Below are 19,163 nucleotides of genomic sequence, written 5' to 3'. Positions count from 1 at the left end.
TAAATTTGGTAAGGTTTTTATTCGAAAAGTTTTCTTAGCGAATCGAAATATTCCACTGCGGTAAGATTATATTTTATCGGTGTAATCGAGATATACCCCTCTTTAAGTGCCATAAGGTCGGAGTCCTCGCCGCGGTCAATCTCAACCATCGTGCCGCTCATCCAGTAATATGTTCTTCCTTGCGGGTCGATTCTTCGCTCGAAAAAATCGTCAAAGTAAGTTATCGCCTGTCGTGTTATCCTTATTCCCTTGATTTTCTCTCTGGATAGCGCGGGTATGTTTATGTTTAATGAAACCCCTGCTGGCAAACCGAATTTTAAAACCTTTTTCGCTATTTCCAGAGTGAATTCAGCCGCAACGGAAAAATCTGCGTCGGGTCTCCGCGTGTCGAGTGAAACCGCTATGGATGGTATTGACAACATCGTTCCTTCCGTGGCAGCGGAAACAGTGCCGGAGTATATCAGTGATGCTCCAACATTGGCTCCTTGATTTATTCCTGAAATAATAAGATTCGGCGGTCTTTTAAGTATAACTCTTACAGCTAATTTCACGCAATCGGCGGGGGTGCCGCTCACGGCATAACCAAAAAACTTACCATCCTGAACGACCTCATGAATCCTAACAGGGTCGGAAAGCGTTATAGCATGCCCCACTGAACTTTGCTCCCTGTCGGGTGCTACGATAACCACATCGTATTCATCCCTGAATTTCCTGTAAAGCGCCAGCAATCCCGGCGAATATATACCATCGTCGTTTACAAGAAGAATTGCCATAGATACTCCTTCCTTTACTTGAGATAAAATAGCCTAAAATAGGGTAAACGCAATGGTTTAGTTGAGATATTTTTACAGTCTGGGAAATGGTGGGTTAATAAATTACTTAATCTTCATTTCTCTTCGTCCAGAAGCTCTTCATCGGGGTTTTGGGGCTGTTCGGATTCCTTTTCGTCCTCTTTTTCAGAGATGACTATTTCTTTCTTCTCGGTAGCTATTTCTGTTTGAGGTATCTCTTGCTGAGACTCTTCGGCTTTTCCTGCTTCATCGCTTGGTTTCTCGGCGCCTTCCTGCCCAACCAAAGCTTTATAGCGTTGGTAAGCCAGCATTGCTTTATCATGTTCGCCAAGTTTCATTAGGCAATGACCTATGTAAAGGTGCACCTCAGGTATTTGCTGGTCTTTCTTGTAAACTTTATTAAGAAGCTCAAATGCATTCTTAATTTTATCGAGATGAAAATAAGCTATGGCAAGGTTTATCATTGCCACAGTGTTTTGGTTTACGATGTCCATGTTTTTTTCCATTAGCTCAACGGTTTCCGCAAATCTTTTCTGGTAGTTGAGGATGTATGCAAGGTTATTCATAGCTTTGACGAGCGAAGGAGATATGTCCAGCGCGGTTCTCAGGTATCTTTCGGCTTTCTCGAAATTTCCTCTTCTCATGGATACGAGTCCTAATCGCATGTATCCTACTGCTGACTCAGGGGCTATTTCGAGTATAAGGTCAGCTATTTTTTCAGCGGCTGATATCCTATTGCTTAGAAGCAGTTTATCGAATATGCGTGACAATTTTACTACGGTTGGGTCTTCTGATTCGAGGATTTCGACAATGTCGTCGTATTCGGGAAGGCCTTGAGTTATGAAGTTTATTTTCTCCTCGATTTTTGCTTCGCTTTCTATCTGGGATTCGGTGGGTGGTTCTGTGCGACGCCTGTGTAATAAGAGGAGTGCTATACTTAGTATCCCTATTAATACCAGTATTATTCCTACATAAAGCATTATAGCTCCTTTTTGGAACCTTGTGGGTCCGTGCACCCGCTCCTCGATTCCCTTGTATTTCGGTGGTCTTGCTTTGGTGACTCCGTTCAGGCTACCCTGCGGCACAACAGCTAACTATCCTACCGTTGCTCCCTTCCGGGCCTGGCGGGGTTCAGATAGCGCTGTTTGCGCAGGACCTGAACATCATCGCCACCGCCGCAAAACCTGCCCGAAAACAGGTGAACCTCAGAGCGGGAATTAAGCCCCGCATATGCCGGGTTTCGGGTTCAGGGGACCGGCAACCCCCCGCTTAGCACGGACCCTATAAAAAATAACTATCTAAAACAATAAGTCAATATCACAGAATAATTTGTTAAAGATCAAATCCTCTATTCTCAGCAAGTGGAGGCTCTTCGTCCTCACTCTTATCACTTTCTTTGTCTTCCTTTGCGCGCTTTTCCTTCAGTTTTTCTATCTCAAATTCTTTCCATCCGCGATCGGAACCACCAACGACACCAGCAACTCTTAGCTTGAAATCATCAGGATTCGAGGCATTAGCAAGCGCGGTCTCGAGTGAAATCATACCACGCTGGTAGAAGTAAAACAGCGACTGGTCAATAGTTTGCATTCCGTATTGCACTGTGCCTTCTGCAATAAGGTCGCGTATCCCCGATGTTTTCTCGGGATTAACTATACATTCTCTTACTGCTGCGGTTCCAATGAGTATTTCCACAGCGGGGACACGCCCCGGTTTGTCCGACCTCGGAACGAGACGCTGAGAGATTATTGCCCTTAGGGTTGACGAAAGCACAAGCCTTATTTCCTGATGCTGATGAGGCGGGAAGAAGGAAAGAATTCGATAGATTGTCTGCAAAGCATCGAGCGTATGAAGTGTTGAAAGCACGAGATGTCCGGTGTCAGCAGCCATTAACGCTATCTGCATCGTTTCAGCATCTCGGATCTCCCCGAGAAGTATCACATCGGGGTCTTGGCGCATTGCTCGCCTTAATGCCTCGGCAAATGAGAGCGTGTCTATCCCAAGCTCTCTTTGGGCTATAATGCTTTTTTTATTGGTGTGGAGATACTCTATGGGGTCCTCTATGGTTATTATGTTCTCAGCGCGCGTAGAGTTTATATAGTCTATCATCGCGGCAAGCGTTGTCGACTTACCCGAACCAGTAACTCCGGTAACGAGCACAAGTCCACGACGGTTATCGGCTATTTTTCTTATCACATCAGGAAGATTAAGCTCCTCGAACGATGGAATATATGTATTTATCAACCTTATCGCAGCGGCGTATGTTTCCCGTTGGTGGAAAAGGTTTACCCTGAATCTCTCGCCAGTCTCAAGCTGATAGGCAAAGTCGAGTTCGTATTCTTTCTTGAATCTCTGAAGTCTTTCTGGCGTAAGTATTTGATGAACAAGCCTTTCCATGTCCTCTTGAGTTACCGGCGGCAAATTCACCCGAACCAATTTTCCATTAACCCTATAGACTGGTCTCGTTCCAACTCTTAGATGTAGGTCCGAGGCTGGCAATTCGGGCATTTTTTTGAGAAGTGCCACTAAGTCGAGCATGATCTACCCTCAATCGAGTTCGACCAAAAACAAAGGTTGACCGAATTCTACTGGTGAGGCGTCCTCGACAAGAACTTTCTTTATAGTGCCTGAAACTTCACTTTTTACTTCGTTGAATAGCTTCATCGCCTCTATAAGGCAAACAACCTGACCCGGCTTTATGTGGTCGCCCACCTCAACATAAGGAGGTGAGCCCGGTGATGGTCGCCTGTAAAATGTTCCAACCATTGGTGCCGTAAGTTTGTATAACTTTTCCTCTTCCAGTTCTTCTTCTTTTGCCTCTTCCTTTGCTTGTTCTGCTTCCTGTGGCTTTGATTCTTCCTTGACAGGTAATGATTTAGCCTCTGTGCCTGCTACGGCAGCAGGACCAGTTATAACCGGCTGCACAGCAAAGTGGTTCTGATTCTTCTTTATAACTATCTTTTTGCCAAGAAAGTAATGGATTTCAAGCGATGATATCTCACTTTCCTCAACAAGTTTTATCAGCTCCTTTAACTTTTCTATTTTCATTTAATTTCCCCCTTTGAGGGTATAAAAGCAAAAATTTTTGTTTCTGTCAAGTGATATGATAGGTTGGCTGACGAGAGTATTTTGTTTTTTATTTTTAGCATCTACTTTTGTTGTTTTCCAATTCAGGCGGCGACCGGATTCGAACCGGTGAATCGAGGCTTTGCAGGCCTCTGCCTTACCACTTGGCTACGCCGCCAAAAAATAAGCGGGAGACGGGACTTGAACCCGCGACGACTACCTTGGCAAGGTAGCGCTCTACCACCTGAGCTACTCCCGCATCAGTGTAAGAAATTAAAAATCAAAAGTTGATTGTCAAGATTTTTTTACGATATACTTTTTGATATCATTTGTGCTGAATTGGCTTTGAAAACTTGATTCTTGCAAGGAGGTAAAATTAAATGGACTTACACAGAATTTTAGGGTAATTTTATGTTAAAAGCAGTTTGGAGGAAAAATGTTCGGAAGACCAAAAGAATTAGCACATCTGTCTTTTATCCTTGTCATACTGGGATTCATAATTCAGTCTATTGCGATTAAGATTTCCGAGACGAGCGGAATAATGGTTGGTATTGCGGTTGCTTTGTATTTCTCTGCCTTCCCTTTCGCGGTGGCGGGAATTATAGCTAATTTCCGTGTCGAACGCGAGAAAAGGTTCGGACTTTTCGGTGCCATAGAGGTTGGTCTGGGAGTCCTGCCGTTTCTTCTTGCGCTTATAATGATAATCTACATTTATGCCAGGTTCTCGTGACTTATGCAGATAACAGTCCAGAAATACGGCGGTAAAAGTGTCGCGACGATAAGCCGCATAAAGCAGGTCGCAAAGAAGATAGTAAAAAGGCAAAAAAGCGGCGAAAAGCTGGTTGTCGTGGTTTCCGCAATGTCTGACACAACCGATAGGCTTCTTGAGTTTGCCAAGCTTGTTTCTCCCAATCCTCCGGAAAGGGAACTTGATATGCTTCTCACAGCGGGCGAGAGGATTTCGATGGCTCTTCTTTCCATGGCTATATGGTGCAATGGAGGTAGAGCAATTTCTTTCACAGGTTCGCAAAGCGGAATAATAACCGACGATAATCACACTCGCGCAAGGATTGTGGAAATTCGGGCGAACAGAATAATAGAGGAGCTTAATAATGACAAAATAGTTATAGTAGCGGGCTTTCAGGGTGTTTCGGGTCGGCGTGAGATAACAACGCTTGGACGCGGTGGGTCGGATACTACGGCAGTAGCATTAGCATGTGCTCTCGGTGCCGATGTGTGCGAAATATACTCAGATGTGGATGGCATATACTCAGCTGACCCCAAAAAAGTTAAAGGTGCAAGACATATAGATGAAATAGATTATGAAACATTGTTCGATATGACATTTTTTGGCGCGAAGGTCGTTCATTCGCGCGCCGTAGAGATGGCAAGGAAATTCGGCGTAAAATTAGTCCTTGCCTCAAGCATGAAGGAAGGGAACTATACCATGGTAAAGTCAAAATCTCTCGAAGGGGCAAAATTTATTGCCGTATCATCTCACCCGGAAATTTACTGGATTGAAGCCACATTACCCAGGGAATCTTTCCGAAATGTTGTCAGGAAACTTGACGAGCTTAGAACCAACTTAAGAAATCCATCGGTTACCGTGGAGAATGTGAACATAAGGCTTAGTTTCTGGATTTTGCCGGACCAGCTTCCCGAAGTTGATAAACTTATAAGAGATACCGGGCGAGATACATTCAGAATTTACGATGCTGGATTGGTTGCTGCGAGCGGATACGGAATAGCACACAGCGCTGAAGCAATAGTTTTGATAACAGAAATCCTCGAGAAAAATGCTATTCCTTATCATCACATAGGAACTACCAATCAATCGGTGTTCATAATCCTGCCTAAGGATTTTGTTGCTTCTGCCGAGAAGGTGCTTCACAAAAGACTTATAGCTGAAGAGGAGAAGTTATGAATTTCGGCAAGTTTATCACCTATGAAGGCATTGACGGTAGCGGTAAGACTACGCAGGCAAAAATGCTTTATGATTATCTTGTTGGGCTGGGTTTTGATGTTATTCTGACAAGAGAGCCAGGCGGAACAAAATTTGCCGAGGCGGTAAGGAAAATTCTTCTTTCACACAACAATTTTGCTATTTCGCCCAAAGCTGAACTTATGCTTTATTTAGCGGCAAGAGCGCAACTTGTCGATGAAGTCATACTTCCTGCATTAAAAAGCGGTAAATGGGTTATCTCGGACAGGTTTTTCGATTCATCGGTGGCATACCAAGGTTTTGCGAGGGGGCTCGATCCCGAAGAGGTAATGAAAACTTGCCTGTTTGCCACTGGCGGTTTGAAACCTGACCTTACATTTTTTCTCGATGTAAGCCCTGGGACAGCGGCAGAAAGAATGGCTAAATCAGGCAAGAAACCTGATAGACTCGAGGCTGAATCCCGCGAGTTCACTGAGAAAGTCCGAGCTGGCTACCTGTGGATTGCTGGTAGAGAACCAGAAAGATTTGTTGTAATCAACGGCGAAGGCAGTATTGAGAGCGTTTTTGAGAGAATAAAAAATCGAATAAAAGAGATAATTTAATTAATAGCTTGAAATTTCGTTAATTATGATTATCCTTTAAAGAGGATTATTAGAAGAATAATTTGGAAGATTAATGAAAAATCGCTTTTTTAAAATAGTTTTATTTTTGCTTTTTGCCACTGACTGCTACTCTCAGGGTGTCGGAGCGAGATTGGGAGTTGGGCAGTTCGCCTCACAGGCTGAGCAGATCGACGGTAGCACAGGTAATTCCGGAATTATTGGCTTAACCTTGAAGTCAAAGCGAAATTTTATGCTTGACCTGAGTGTCAGGATAAATGGCACCAGGCAAACAGAGGTTGATTTTAAGTTGCTCGATTCGACATTCACGATAGCTCACCTTTGGCGAAGAATAGGCTACACGGCGGTGATAGTGGCTCCGGGGTTTAAGGTCGGTTTCTCGCAGCTTATAGCAGGGCTCGAGTTTTTTACGATGATAGGCGGTGGTGTATCGTTCGCGACAGTGCTAAACAGAGTTCAGTATTCCCTGCCGGGTGCAACACCAGTTTTCAAACCCTATGAGAACCACCAAAACTGGAAGCCAATATGGATGATAAGTGCTGGTTTTAAGATAAGGGTGCTTTTTTTAGGAATTTTCGGCGAGGCATCATACTACGATGGTACACCTCTGGAATACGATGCTGTGAAAATAAATGACATAATGGTAATACCTGGTGGTGAGGTTCAACCGAGGGGATTCGCTGCGTATATTGGGCTTTGTTGGGATTAAGTCGTCTTAATGCTTAAATGGTTTTGTGAGCTGGTTCTTTTTTAATGTGACGATTTATTATCTGTTTTGCTCTTTCTATGTCGTTTTCTATTTGAGCCCTAAGGACCTCAGTTGAGCAAAATTCCCGCTCTACTCTTATGAAGTCCACCAACCCTATGTTGAGTCGGGTGCCATAAAGTTTTCCCTCAAAGTCAAATATGTGGACTTCAACCATCTTCTTTTTACCAGATACTGTAGGAGCAGTCCCAATATAGACGACAGCAGGCATGTCGGGAAAATTATCATTAAATCCGACCATAGCTGCGTAGACGCCGTTCAGGGGCAGCAGTTTTTCTTCGGGAACTTCAATGTTTGCGGTTGGATAGCCTATTTGTTCGCCAAGCCCTTTTCCTTTGACGGTTATACCTGAGATAAGGTAAAGATGACCAAGCATCGCGTTTGCCTCGGCTATGTCGCCATATTCGACAAGTTCCCGTATGGTGTTGCTTTTTATAGTCTTTTCGCCAAGTTTTATTGGTTGAACAACTTTTACATCGAATCCCATAAGCTTTCCGAGCTCTGTAAGTCTTTCGGGGTTACCCTCGCGACCACGACCAAAGTGATGGTCATATCCCACAACCACGAGTTTCGCGCCGAGAGCTTTGACTATGAATTGTTCCACGAAGTCAGCATAAGACATGTCGGCGATTTGCCTGTTGAAATCCACATAAACGACGCCATCGAGTTCGAGCTTGCTTAGAAGCATGAATTTCTCGTAATGTGTCGTCAAAAGCTTTATGTTGTTTCCAAGAACCAGTCGTGGATGTGGCTCAAAGGTTAAGGCATAAGGTTTTAACCCTTTTTGTCTGGATATTGCTATTAATGTATCAGCTATTGCCTTATGACCAAGGTGAACCCCGTCGAAACTTCCTATCATCAGGGCAGAATCTGTGAGCACATCTTCTTCATGACCTTTTATCGTTATCTTTTTCATCGTCAGGCTTGATTTCCAAGTAGATAGTATCTTCCGGCTTTTTCTGAGTCCTTGCTATTTCACCTTTTGCGACTTTCGTCAAATATTCCGATAGTTGGTTCACCAGCTCGTCTATGTTTTCTATTCCTTTTTTGCGAGCAAGTTCCTCAAGCGTACCCCATGCAGGTTCACCACAAACAAGGCACACAATACCTCGCTCCGAAAGCCACGGAATAGCGTCTGGATACCGTTCAACGAGGTCCTCAATAAGTATGTCTTTTTGTATTTTTATCTGTTCCATGATTTTTATGAAGTGAAAATATCCTTTAATGACCTTTAGTCAAGGTATGTTTTTAAGGATAGTGTTTGGCAGATTTTAGAGGATTTTAAAAATCAAAAACTTTATAGTTCTTCCCGTTTGCTCTGATGATTGTTTCGCTATGGCAACCTTATTTGAGCCCTGACATTAACAACGATAACAATCGGCACGCCATACACGGACGATGCCGTGGGCGCGATGAACTGCATAAACATATAAACACTTCCCGACGGAGTTATTCTTCCTCCTGCCGGTCCAAATATAGAGGGCGGTGTATCAGTGCTATTAGTGGCGTAACGCCATGTGGATGGTATGTAATCATTAGTGGGAAGGTAGCTTATCGGGGGCCAGTCTGTGTTTCTAATGTTTGCTCTTAGGACGAAGCGATTATTACCAGGTGAATATCCAGGTGACCATGGAATTGTATCGCCCGTCGAGGCATTATATGTGCCCTGCACTCTTAGCGAAAGCCTTAAATCTACAGTTCCGCAGTTCGTTGCTTTTATTCTTCCGCCCATACTTCCTGGTCCCATTGAGCGAGTTTCGTTTACGCTAACCGTTCCTGGGTTCCAATAAAGCGAGTCTGCCCCGCCGACTGAGCCGTATTGATCAAGCTGTAAGCAGATAACATATATCGAGCCGATGTAATATGCCACATAGGTGTCAGGTTCAACCACTAAAATCGAACTGTGCATGGTATCTGTTGTGCTGTCTTCCCACATGCTGAAGGTGTACATTGAATCGGTTCCGGGAACCGTGTCGCGCCAACTAACACCAAAACTTACCGTTGTGCTTTCATCGCTCCAGAAGGAAGCTATGGAGGCACCGCAGATACTGGTATCTGGTAAATAAATACAACCATAAGGTTCAGCAGGGTTTTTCACTATTGTTATCAAATAGCTTGCCGAGTAATATGCGGTCAGCGTGTCAGGTCCCATGACTATTATGACCCTTGTGGGCGATGTGCTGCTATCATCCCATTGGGTGAAGTCATATCTTGCGGTTGCCGATGTATCGTAGTCTGATACTGTGAACATGTGAATGCTTCCGTTCTCAAGCCAGAGCTCTTGGTATACAGACGCTGAGTCGGTATAAGTAGTAGTATCAACAGTAAGGGTTCCGAAAACATTTGAAGACGGTATTTTCCTCACGATAACCAGATTCTGCGGCACATAGTTGGCATAGAAGATGGTATCAGTTACAACGATGTATGTTCTCGATGTGTCGTATACGCTGTCAAGCCACATGTTGAAGTGGAATCTGTTTAGCGAATCTGGCAGATAGTCTATTTGTGATACGGAAAGCTCAAGCGTTTCTCCGGCTTCAGCATAAAGTGTTTCAGATGATGAGTTATAGAATGTTACTCCGTTTATAGTTATGAATCCGAGTGTATCGGAGAGCGGATTTTTCTGAACTATAATTCTTTTTGCTGTAGTGCTCCACAGCCATTCCACCCCTGAAGGTGAATGAATCACGAATTCGAAAAAGTGAGTGAAACTGCTATCAAGGTCACCGAAGCCGTTGTATCCGATGCAAGCCCATGCCCCGTCTGTAAGCCAGACATGACCATTTATTGTGTCGCCATCGTCGAACCAATTTGTGCCCACAGGTGGAGTAGGAGCATCATGCGCACTTACCACGACAAATGGCCAGCGAAGCGTAGTATCCCATTGCCATACTATCCACGAGGAAGTGTCTATTGTGAATGTTACCGAATTTCCAAAACCACTATCAGGAACAGAACCCGAACCACGGTAACCTCTTACATTAACCCAATCACCTATAGCTGAAACATACACGGACTCGTCAACTGTTGCTGTGATTGTTGTGTATATAGGATAACACGATGTCCCTCTTGGAGGCATTGGTGTGCCGTATTCGGAGTAAACGGTTAAGCAGACTATGGTGGTCCCTAATGGTGCCCATCGCCAGCTTATAAAGCTTGGAAGTCTTATCGTAAATTCCACCGCAGTATCCGATGATGCTCCTGGTGCTGACCCACTTCCCCAGAAACCTATGCATTGCATAGAAGCTGCAGAGTCGTAGCGGTTTATGTGCGCGAAAATTGTGTCACCGCTATCATACCAATGAATCCCCACTGTAGGTATTGGTGTATCATAACCGTCCGTATCGGTTGGAGACACCCCTTCGTTCCTGACTACAAGCGGGAATCTCACGAGTGAATCCCACATCCACACGAGTTGCGAATTCTCGGTAAGACTGAAGCTTACTTCCCAGGGGGTGGGGTCGGTTCCGGTTGTATCTGTCGGCACAGAGCCGCTTCCCCAGTAGCCCGTGCAATAGTGGCTGTCAGCTGTCATTGGCGCTACCGAAGCATTTATGGTAGTTCCGTACGGGTAGCATGTGACCCCAACGGGTGGATTGGGTGCGTCATACTCGGAGAATACCGCGAGACAGACTATGGTTGTTCCCGCAGGTGCCCACCGCCAGTGCAACCATGTTGGCTGTGTCATTCTGAACGACAGCAATGAGTCTATACCCGCCGGCGGGAATATGGACCCACTTGCCCAATACCCTATGTAGCGCATGAATGCCGCAGCGTCCGTTATGTGTATTGATGCGTTTACTATCGTGTCTTTCGGAACCCAATAAAATCCTGGTGGAGGAGAGGGGGTATCGTAACCGTCGGTATCAGATGGAGTTATCCCGTCGTTTTCCACTACCAGTGGCAGCAGCCACAGCGAGTCCCATTGCCATACTATCCACGATGTCGCTGTTAGCGTGAAAGCAACGGTGTTGGTGGTTCCCGAATCGGGTACTGCTCCACCACCAAGCCATCCTGTGCAGTGGTGCCATAAGCCACCAACCAAAATGGATTCCTCAACCGTGGCGACTATGTGTGTGCCACATGGATAAACGGTTGTATCCGATGGCATCGGATGACCATATTGTGAGTAAACATAAAGCGTGCATTCGGGAGTTCCTTCTGGAACTGTTATCCATCGCCATGTAATGCTTGAGGGAGAACTCATTGTAAAGTATACACTGGTGCCAAATCCTGAATCGGGTGCTGAGCCGGTTCCGTAGAATCCTATGCAGTACGCCAACGAACCCGCAGCGACAGTAACTGGAGAGGTAGTCATGGTTGCAAGCACTGTACCAGCTGAATCTATCCAGTAATGCCCTGTGTCAGGTGATGGAGTATCGTAGCCTGAAGGGTTGGCTATGATTAGCCTGTATTGCGGCTTATATATCGCGGTTAGCGTTGAGTCACCCAAAATAGTTACCGTCCGCAGAAGAGATGTATCACCATCTTCCCATTGCTTGAAGATGTATCTGACTGAATCACCAACGACAACTGTTTCGTAGACCGCGATAGTGTGTGTTATTGTCCCCGAAAAGTACTCAATGAAAGGTGAGGTGTAGCTTGCGCCGTCAACTATTATTATTCCGTCAGGAAAGCCGGTCTCCACAACTAAATTATAGAGTATTAGCTGGCAATAAACGGAGTCTATCGCGACCAAAGATGTGTCCCAATCGGGAACATTGGTTGCAAGGTCGTGTCCACGGACACGAAAGTAATACCACATTCCATCGGTCATGCCTCTGAACATGTACGATGTATCGGGGGATTCGGTAAGTAAAGATGTCCATGTGCCGGTTGTGCTGGGTCTGTATTGAAGGTCGTAAACCCACATTCCCCAGCCGAAACCTTCCTCTGGAGTCGTGTCGTTGCCTATCCAGAAAAGAAGTATTGAGTCGGCCGATATGGTATCGTAGGTAACGATGTCGCCGAAAAACTGGGTTAATGGTGGTCTCCAGTCGAGGTCAATTTTTCTGAAACCTAGGTGAACGAGTTTGTGTGTGCTATGAAGCCAGCTGACATCGATAGGCGTGGATTGACCAACGGCAGCTGTGGACTTGTAGTTAGTTGAGCGCATGAGGTCTCCCTCACTGCCGCCAGCATCTATCGTGTTCCACTCTATTTTGTAGCTGCTCGAGGATTGAGCAGAAAGGTAGGATACCAAAGTTAAGAAAGCAAAAATTAATACACAAATTCTCAAACTTTGATTTTTTTCGTTAGTAGCGTGTTTCATTTAGAAATTTCTTTAATTTGAAAATTAAAATATCTATATATCAAAATTATGTCAAGCCAAGCTTTTGCAGTTAGAAGTCTCGATTCGCAAATCTTTTCATACCCACTTTTAACGGGAAATACATTGCGAGAGCATTAACAAGCGCTGCCATGCCAATAATTATTGCCATTTCAATTGTTGAGAATGGTTGCCCGGTTCTGACAAAGAGCATGTATCTGTGTGCAGGAACCGCAAGAAGTATTACCATAGCTCCCACATATATTAACGAAGTTAATGCAGCTATCATGCCACCGCCCGAGCTTGCTATTCGCATAGGATTCAGCTCCTCAAAATTCGGCATGGCCATTCCCAGTCCCGTGTTAAGACTCACAAGTGATATGCTCATAAGGAAAATTCCCACTGCGGTTAGCACAGTTATTATAGTGTTAAAAGCAAGCATACTGTTCGAAATAAGTGCTATTAGTTCTGCAACTATCAAAAATACGAGAAACGATGTTGAAAGCTTTTCCCGAAAAAGCTTTTTAATTTCTAAAGGAGAGGAAAGCAGTGCCCAAAGACTTTTGCCCTCCATGCTTATAGCTGGATACACGAATCGTACACACAGCGTCGCAAGTATATACCCGCAAAATGCGAAATTAGCAAAAGCTATTAATGTCAGAAGATATGTGCTCGTTATGTGGCGGGGAACGAAACGCAAATTGGCAAGATAGAGGATTAAAAGCACGAGAAGCACGGTGAATTGCGACCATTGATTGGCGTCACGGAAAAATAGCTTGGCATCCTTTGCGGTTAGCGCGCGGACATCCTGACTCACGAATGCTAATCCTCGCCATACTAATGATTTGAATATAGAGCGGATTTTTCTTTGCTTCTTTTGAGTCATCGTTAAGGCTGTTTCGAAAGACGGGAAGAAGATTTTTTTGGCAATGATATCAGTAACGAGCAATCCAAAAAGTGCGGATGATGCCAAAGCAGAACTGAACATGAGACCGTGGCGGAAGTCTCCTAACCTAAGGGAGCGCATTATTTCGGCAAACCATATATGTGGAAAATATGGATTTCTATAACTGCCGAGTTCCCTTAGGTAGTAGTTGAGCATGGTCATATCCCCGAGCACATTATACATTAGCCCGCCTGAAAGGTTGTTTTTTACATATATGTAGATAACAGCCAAACTTATTATTACCAATGATATTGCAGTCCACTTGAAAGTGAATTTTCGCGCTATTATCATAAGAATCATGGCGATAACTGCGCCAAGTAGCGCTGGGATGATAAGGAAAACAAGAAGCGCAGCAAAAACCCATATTGACCGCCAGACTGGAATGTGATTGGTAATTATGTATGCTAAAGCCATAGGGAAACCAGCTACTGCCGTTGCCCATGAAGAGTAGAAGAAGTTGTCCACAAACCTGCTCCAGAAAACCTGACTGTGGGTCATTGGGATGGACATGAAGTATTCCGTTTCTGCTGAGCGAAAAAGTGTGGAAATGGAGCTTATAATGTTACTTATCAAAAGCATCACGAAAAAAGCAAGAAAGCCTATGGATATTACTCTGTCGGCGAGTGCAACACCTATTTCCTCTACTGAGATGAAATAATTGAATATTCGCAGGAAAATGTAATATATTCCAGCGAAAAAGCCGCCTATAACCACTATCGCCGTTGCTACTTTAGCCCAGTGTTCCGCGTCACCTGTGAAAATAAGTCTCAGAATAAGTTTTAGTTTTAGTTTAAATATGGTGCTAAACATAGTTGTCCTCAATTCTTCTTACTGAAGCAAGGTTCCTTAGTTCTCTAAGAGTTCTTATTCCATGTCTGCTTAATGTTGGCACCACTTTCTGGAATATCTGCGCAACTAAAAGTGCATCGTCAAGAGCATTGTGTTTCCATCTTCTTGTTGTTATTCCGACTCGTTCCGCCATGGAGCTTAGGTTTAGATGCTTGTGTGACGGGAAAATTTTTGAGAAGACTTTTGATATGTCGATAGCCCAGTCGGTGGGCGGTGAGAAGCCGATATTTTTTGCGTTGTACCACAGGAACGCAAGGTCAACGGCAGGATTCTGTCCCATAAGTATTCTGCCCTGCGCAAGTTGAATGAACTCTGAAAGAGCTACCTCAGCTGTGGGTGCCATCCATAGCTCATCGCCGTCGAGTCCGTGAACCTTCTTGCTTTGTGTGCTTACGAAAGTCATGGGTTGGACAGGAGTAAAAAAGACTTCTCCATCAAATTCGGTCCCGAAAAGTGGAACCGCACCTATCTCGATTATTGAATCGCGTAAAGGGTCGAGCCCCGTCATCTCGAAATCGAAACAAAGGAATCTAATGTTGTGGATGTCGTCATTGGGATTTATTGACATATTTTTCCCCGCATTATGCCTCGGCTGCTTTTGTTCTCCACAAATTTAATGATGTGCTCTACTTCGTCAGTGTTGGCGACCTCACGCTTTATTTTTTGTATAGCTCGCGGTAGTGCCAATCCTGAGTGCGCAATAAGTTTTATCGCTTTATGAACTGCATCTATTTTCTCGCGAGGATAATTTTTCCTTCTCATACCGATTCTGTTTATATCTCTTACCCGTGCTGGATTACCTGAAACCAAAGCAAAAGGCAACACATCCTGCAAAACGAGCGATGATGCGCCTATCATAGCGAGCTTACCAATCCTTACGAATTGGTGTACGGCTACCATTCCGCCAAGTATAGCCATGTCCTCAATTAGTACATGTCCACCAAGTTGGGCAAGATTGGCTAATATAACATTGTTCCCTATTTTGCAGTCGTGCGCAACATGTGTGTAGGCCATAAGCAAGTTGTTGTTGCCAATTATCGTTTTTCCGCCGCCGCCTTTTGTGCCACGATGAATGGTAACGAATTCTCGTATCACATTCTCTTTTCCTATTATGAGTTCGGTTTTCTCGCCACGGTATTTGAGGTCTTGCGGGGGGAGTCCCAAGGATGCGGCAAAAAGAATTTTCGTTCCTTCGCCGATGCTGGTGGGACCTTCTATTATAGTTGAGGGTCCGACATAAACATTCTCAGCCAGCACGACCTCATCGCGTATTATAGCGTGCTCAGCAACTTCGACCCCATCGCCAAGCTCAGCACCAGGCGAAACATACGCAGTAGGATGTATCTTAATACCCATTTTGATTAATAAATTAATCTCGGGCTAATTTCGCAAGGTAAAGGTAAGCCGTGTTAATTCTGTTTGAGCAAGAAATGCTGGGGAACAGTTATTTAATGAAAAATGCCCTATAACTCAGGGTTTTTCCGTTTCTGAGTCTAATTCTCACTATGTATACTCCACTTCTTAATTTTTCGTCGGGTTTCCACAGGACATTTGAGCGCATAAATTGTGCAATTCTTTTTCCGCTTATGTCGAAAATTTCGATGGATGCAGCATTCGGTGCGGATATGATGCAGGCGTTGTTGAATGGGTTAGGTTGCAAACTTACTTTTAAGGGCATAGGGGTTTTCGTTTCCTCAGCCACTTTTGTAGAGTAGCATATCAAGGAATCAACATAAGGAATTGGGGTATCCACAACGGTCGGATGACTCGATGTAATCAACAAAGTTTCTGCTCTTACGATTCCAAGAGATATTGACGGAGACATGACAGATGAAGTGAGCATAGTATCTACAGTAAGGCAATTGTAACCGTTTCTCTCGAATTTTGCCAGTATTGAAGCCTGCACATAACGAGCGTATTTAGTCGTTTTTCCTATAACTATGATTGAACTATCTTGTTTCTGGAATAAATCTTCAGCACTGCTAAGACTATCGGGTATTACTTTTGCCCAGCTTAAATCGCCAGCGGAGTCGAATTTTGCCACAAGAAATTCCTTTGGATTATAATTTTTTATTAGTTGTCCAGCAATTATGTACCCACCGTCAAATGTTTGTGCAACATGGTTAACCGCAAGGTTCATGCGATTTAAGCCAAATATTTTTGCCCAGTTTAACGAAAGTATGCTGTCGACTTTAATCAAAAATATATTCCAGTAACCGATTGCGTCTCTGCATTTGCCAGCAACTATATATCCACCATCGCTGGTTTTCTTGAAGTCCGATAGTCTGACATCTGTAACGAATGAAAATTGGCGTGTTCTTATTGCTCGGGCTGAGGATCTTAATTGAGCTAAAACTATGCTGTTTGTTCCGGGGGCAAATGTTTGTAGGGCGACTGTGAATTTGTTGTTCGTTTCAGGCACTACTTTTGCTTTGGTGACGGAATTAGGAGTTGAGATTGTCTTTGACCACTCAAGTGTTCCAGCTGAGTTAAGTTTAAATACGCCTATTCGTGAGTTTAATGATGAAATAGTTATTGGAATAAGAATAATAAATCCTTCATCCGAAATTTGGGTAATATCTGGAAATCGCCAAATACTTATTGTATCTGGAAATGATATCTGGGTCGCCCACTGGATTCTTCCAGATTTACTATATTTGACAATAGTCGTTTTTGGTGCTGTAACCATGAAATCTGAATTGATAACAATAGCGCAACCACTATCCTGAGTAGGGCAAATGGGAATAATTGCTGTGTCAAGATTCGTTATGTCCAGCGCTTTTATCCAAATTATTGAATCATTTTGGTCGAACTTAATCAAATATGGAGAGAAGCCCATTTCTGATGGATTACTGAGTATTCCCACAAGGATATATCCACCATCTGGTGTTTGGGCGAGTTCGCGGACAATATCGAGATATGACAATTCAATTTTTCTGGAAAAATTTGAGCCGTGCACAATGTTAATCAATATTAGAATTAAAATCATAGATCTTAAACACTTCATATTTTCCCCCTTTCTTATTTTTTGGCTACAATTTTTGCTCTCCTCGCCTAATTCTTAGTAATTTTTCATATAATCCTCCTTTTGCTGTGTTTTCCGAAAATTTTTCAATAATTAACCCCTTATTTCCACACCCCGGGTACGCAGCAGCTTTTCCCGTAGCAACCATTGCTATCGAGCTTATAGTCGACTATCCAGTATCCCTCTCTATCGATGAGCTTTTTGCCGTCGGTGGGGCAATATGTGTCCTCTCCAGCATCACCGGGAACATTGCCAATATAGACATATTTTATACCTTCCTCGAGCGCTATTCGCCTTGCCATATGGAGGGTTTTGACGGGAGTAGGGGGCCTATCGTTTAGTTTATAGTTGGGATAGAACCTCGAAAAATGAAGGGGAACATCGGGACCGAGATTCTTGACCAGCCAACGGCACATTTCGCGAATAGTGTCGGGGTCATCATTGGCGCCCGGTATGATTAAGTTGGTTACCTCTATCCAGACGCCCTCTTGGCGAAGTATCTTGAGCGTGTTAAGAACCGTTTTTCGCGAGGATTTCGTGTATTTTATGTAGAAGCTTTCTGGGCCTTTAAGGTCGACATTTGCGCCATCGATAACTTTCGCAAGTTGCCTTAAAGGTTTTTCGTTAATGTAACCGCATGTTATCCACACATTTTTAAGTCCAGCTTTGTGGGCAAGCACGCCAGTATCATACATGTATTCGTAGAACACAGATGGTTCGGAGTAAGTGTATGCGATTGATTTGCAGCCCGTTTCCAGTGCCTTTCTGACTACATCTTGAGGTGTCATAACGACAAAAGGTGTTTCCTCGGGCAGTGCCTGTGAGATAGTCCAGTTCTGGCAGAAAATGCATGATAGGTTGCAGCCCACTGTAGCAATTGAGAAAGACTTGGTGCCCGGCAAAAAGTGGAAAAGGGGCTTTTTCTCTATAGGGTCGATATGGACCGCTACTGGTCTTGAGTAAACCAGCGTTCTAAGTTTACCATCGATATTGGCACGAACACCGCAGATTCCTCGCTCGCCCTCCTTTATTATGCATCTGAACGGGCAAAGTTCACATTGAACGGAACCATCAGCAAGTTTTCTGTACCACATAGCTTCGTGAAGAGAAAGACCATAATTGCGAATTTTTTGAGCCGTAAGAATAGCTGCTTTTTTAACTCTGTTGAGAATTGAGCTGTTGGAGGCTGTAAAAAGTCCTATCAACAGAATTAATAAGATTATTTTAAAACTGTTTTTGCTCATTTCTTCCCGTAAATGTCGTGCTTCTTCTAATTATTTTACGGTTTTGGGGAGCACTTTCAACACAAAAGTTTTTGGCTCGTTATCGGTTACATATTTTATTTCGAACCTTTCAGGATACTGATTTATCGCCGGGATTAATATATATCCTGTCGAATATGTCATTCTGTCAACTATTACGAAATCCACACCCGCAGAATCTATAAAATCGATTATTTTTGGAGGTTCTGCATATGGATACTCGGCTACTTTCCTTCCTGAGAAATACCATGCGAGCCGAGGTTTTCTGCATAGTATCAGGGCATCCTCGGGCGTATTGTTTCTTATCCATTCACACGCCAATATGAAATTTGAATAGGTTGGGTTGTAACCTGCGAATCTGTCTCCTTTTATGTTTGAGATTAAGGATGGCAAGCTGGTACGCACGGTTTTCACATAGGCAACGGTCGCGCTTATGAGCATAAGTACAAGTATCAGATAAATTATAATTTTGTTTAATTTTTTGTCTCTTATAAGTTCATTAATGCCATAAAGGAATATCAATATGATAAGGGGAAATATTGGAACAATGTATCGAACTATAGCCGCGTCCTCGCGAAACATGAATAACATCGATAAGTATATAACTAAAAATATTGTGATATGTATGAG

Annotated in this window: 17 protein-coding genes, 2 tRNA genes and 1 other RNA gene; 4 read left to right on the top strand and 16 right to left on the bottom strand. The window is 43.8% G+C overall.

What is annotated here, in order from left to right:
- Nucleotides 1–17: 17 nt before the first annotated feature.
- The 7 genes from surE to J7J62_01055 form a co-directional block, all read right to left on the bottom strand.
- Nucleotides 18–773 (bottom strand): 5'/3'-nucleotidase SurE, encoded by a 756-nt coding sequence (gene surE / locus J7J62_01085; protein ID MCD6123753.1) that lies wholly within the window; start codon nt 771–773, stop codon nt 18–20.
- Between the two features lie 113 nt (nt 774–886).
- Complete coding sequence (locus tag J7J62_01080; protein ID MCD6123752.1) at nt 887–1,771, bottom strand: tetratricopeptide repeat protein; 885 nt, start codon at nt 1,769–1,771, stop codon at nt 887–889.
- A 28-nt stretch (nt 1,772–1,799) separates the two neighbouring features.
- Nucleotides 1,800–2,069: signal recognition particle sRNA large type (gene ffs, locus J7J62_01075), an RNA gene on the bottom strand.
- Between the two features lie 54 nt (nt 2,070–2,123).
- Nucleotides 2,124–3,326: a type IV pilus twitching motility protein PilT gene (locus J7J62_01070; protein MCD6123751.1), complete on the bottom strand. Its 1,203-nt coding sequence runs from the start codon at nt 3,324–3,326 to the stop codon at nt 2,124–2,126.
- 9 nt (nt 3,327–3,335) lie between these two features.
- A complete protein-coding gene (accB, locus tag J7J62_01065) occupies nt 3,336–3,836 on the bottom strand; it encodes an acetyl-CoA carboxylase biotin carboxyl carrier protein (GenBank protein ID MCD6123750.1) in 501 nt (166 codons plus the stop codon).
- A gap of 124 nt (nt 3,837–3,960) precedes the next feature.
- Nucleotides 3,961–4,032: transfer RNA gene (locus J7J62_01060), tRNA-Cys, on the bottom strand.
- 8 nt (nt 4,033–4,040) lie between these two features.
- A tRNA-Gly gene (locus J7J62_01055) sits at nt 4,041–4,113 on the bottom strand.
- A gap of 177 nt (nt 4,114–4,290) precedes the next feature.
- On the opposite strand from J7J62_01055, the gene J7J62_01050 reads away from it, so the two are divergent.
- The 4 genes from J7J62_01050 to J7J62_01035 all read left to right on the top strand — a co-directional run bounded on the left by J7J62_01050 (nt 4,291) and on the right by J7J62_01035 (nt 7,125).
- Nucleotides 4,291–4,584, top strand: a complete 294-nt coding sequence (locus J7J62_01050; protein MCD6123749.1) for a hypothetical protein — start codon at nt 4,291–4,293, stop codon at nt 4,582–4,584.
- Between the two features lie 3 nt (nt 4,585–4,587).
- Nucleotides 4,588–5,778 carry an aspartate kinase gene (locus tag J7J62_01045; protein ID MCD6123748.1) on the top strand — a complete coding sequence of 397 codons (1,191 nt, stop codon included), beginning with the start codon at nt 4,588–4,590 and terminating at the stop codon, nt 5,776–5,778.
- The gene (locus tag J7J62_01040; protein ID MCD6123747.1) at nt 5,775–6,398 is read left to right on the top strand and encodes a dTMP kinase; all 624 of its coding nucleotides are present in this window, start codon (nt 5,775–5,777) and stop codon (nt 6,396–6,398) included. The genes J7J62_01045 and J7J62_01040 overlap by 4 nt, the downstream gene beginning before the upstream one ends.
- A 73-nt stretch (nt 6,399–6,471) precedes the next feature.
- A complete protein-coding gene (locus tag J7J62_01035) occupies nt 6,472–7,125 on the top strand; it encodes a hypothetical protein (GenBank protein ID MCD6123746.1) in 654 nt (217 codons plus the stop codon).
- Between the two features lie 13 nt (nt 7,126–7,138).
- Here J7J62_01035 and J7J62_01030 read toward each other — a convergent pair whose 3' ends face one another.
- From J7J62_01030 to J7J62_00990, 9 genes are all read right to left on the bottom strand, one after another.
- On the bottom strand, nt 7,139–8,098 hold the full coding sequence (locus tag J7J62_01030; GenBank protein MCD6123745.1) for a bifunctional riboflavin kinase/FAD synthetase: 960 nt from the start codon (nt 8,096–8,098) through the stop codon (nt 7,139–7,141).
- Nucleotides 8,070–8,378: a hypothetical protein gene (locus tag J7J62_01025; protein MCD6123744.1), complete on the bottom strand. Its 309-nt coding sequence runs from the start codon at nt 8,376–8,378 to the stop codon at nt 8,070–8,072. The genes J7J62_01030 and J7J62_01025 overlap by 29 nt, the downstream gene beginning before the upstream one ends.
- A gap of 137 nt (nt 8,379–8,515) precedes the next feature.
- Nucleotides 8,516–12,385 carry a fibronectin type III domain-containing protein gene (locus tag J7J62_01020; protein ID MCD6123743.1) on the bottom strand — a complete coding sequence of 1,290 codons (3,870 nt, stop codon included), beginning with the start codon at nt 12,383–12,385 and terminating at the stop codon, nt 8,516–8,518.
- 139 nt (nt 12,386–12,524) lie between these two features.
- Nucleotides 12,525–14,207, bottom strand: coding sequence for a hypothetical protein (locus J7J62_01015; protein ID MCD6123742.1), 1,683 nt, complete (start codon nt 14,205–14,207; stop codon nt 12,525–12,527).
- Nucleotides 14,200–14,814: a 3'-5' exonuclease gene (locus tag J7J62_01010; GenBank protein ID MCD6123741.1), complete on the bottom strand. Its 615-nt coding sequence runs from the start codon at nt 14,812–14,814 to the stop codon at nt 14,200–14,202. Before J7J62_01010 ends, J7J62_01015 begins: the two co-directional genes overlap by 8 nt.
- A complete protein-coding gene (lpxA, locus tag J7J62_01005; GenBank protein MCD6123740.1) occupies nt 14,805–15,602 on the bottom strand; it encodes an acyl-ACP--UDP-N-acetylglucosamine O-acyltransferase in 798 nt (265 codons plus the stop codon). The genes J7J62_01010 and lpxA overlap by 10 nt, the downstream gene beginning before the upstream one ends.
- A gap of 88 nt (nt 15,603–15,690) precedes the next feature.
- The gene (locus J7J62_01000; protein MCD6123739.1) at nt 15,691–17,253 is read right to left on the bottom strand and encodes a T9SS type A sorting domain-containing protein; all 1,563 of its coding nucleotides are present in this window, start codon (nt 17,251–17,253) and stop codon (nt 15,691–15,693) included.
- Between the two features lie 119 nt (nt 17,254–17,372).
- Nucleotides 17,373–18,365: an AmmeMemoRadiSam system radical SAM enzyme gene (amrS, locus tag J7J62_00995; protein MCD6123738.1), complete on the bottom strand. Its 993-nt coding sequence runs from the start codon at nt 18,363–18,365 to the stop codon at nt 17,373–17,375.
- A gap of 180 nt (nt 18,366–18,545) precedes the next feature.
- A partial coding sequence (locus J7J62_00990) for a hypothetical protein (GenBank protein ID MCD6123737.1) occupies nt 18,546–19,163 on the bottom strand: 618 nt, incomplete at its 5' end.

The sequence above is a fragment of the bacterium genome (assembly GCA_021159335.1).
In the GTDB taxonomy this organism is placed as follows: Bacteria; UBP14; UBA6098; order B30-G16; family B30-G16; genus JAGGRZ01.
The sequence above is the reverse complement of the archived record's forward strand: the minus strand, read 5'-3'. Positions and strand labels throughout refer to the sequence as shown.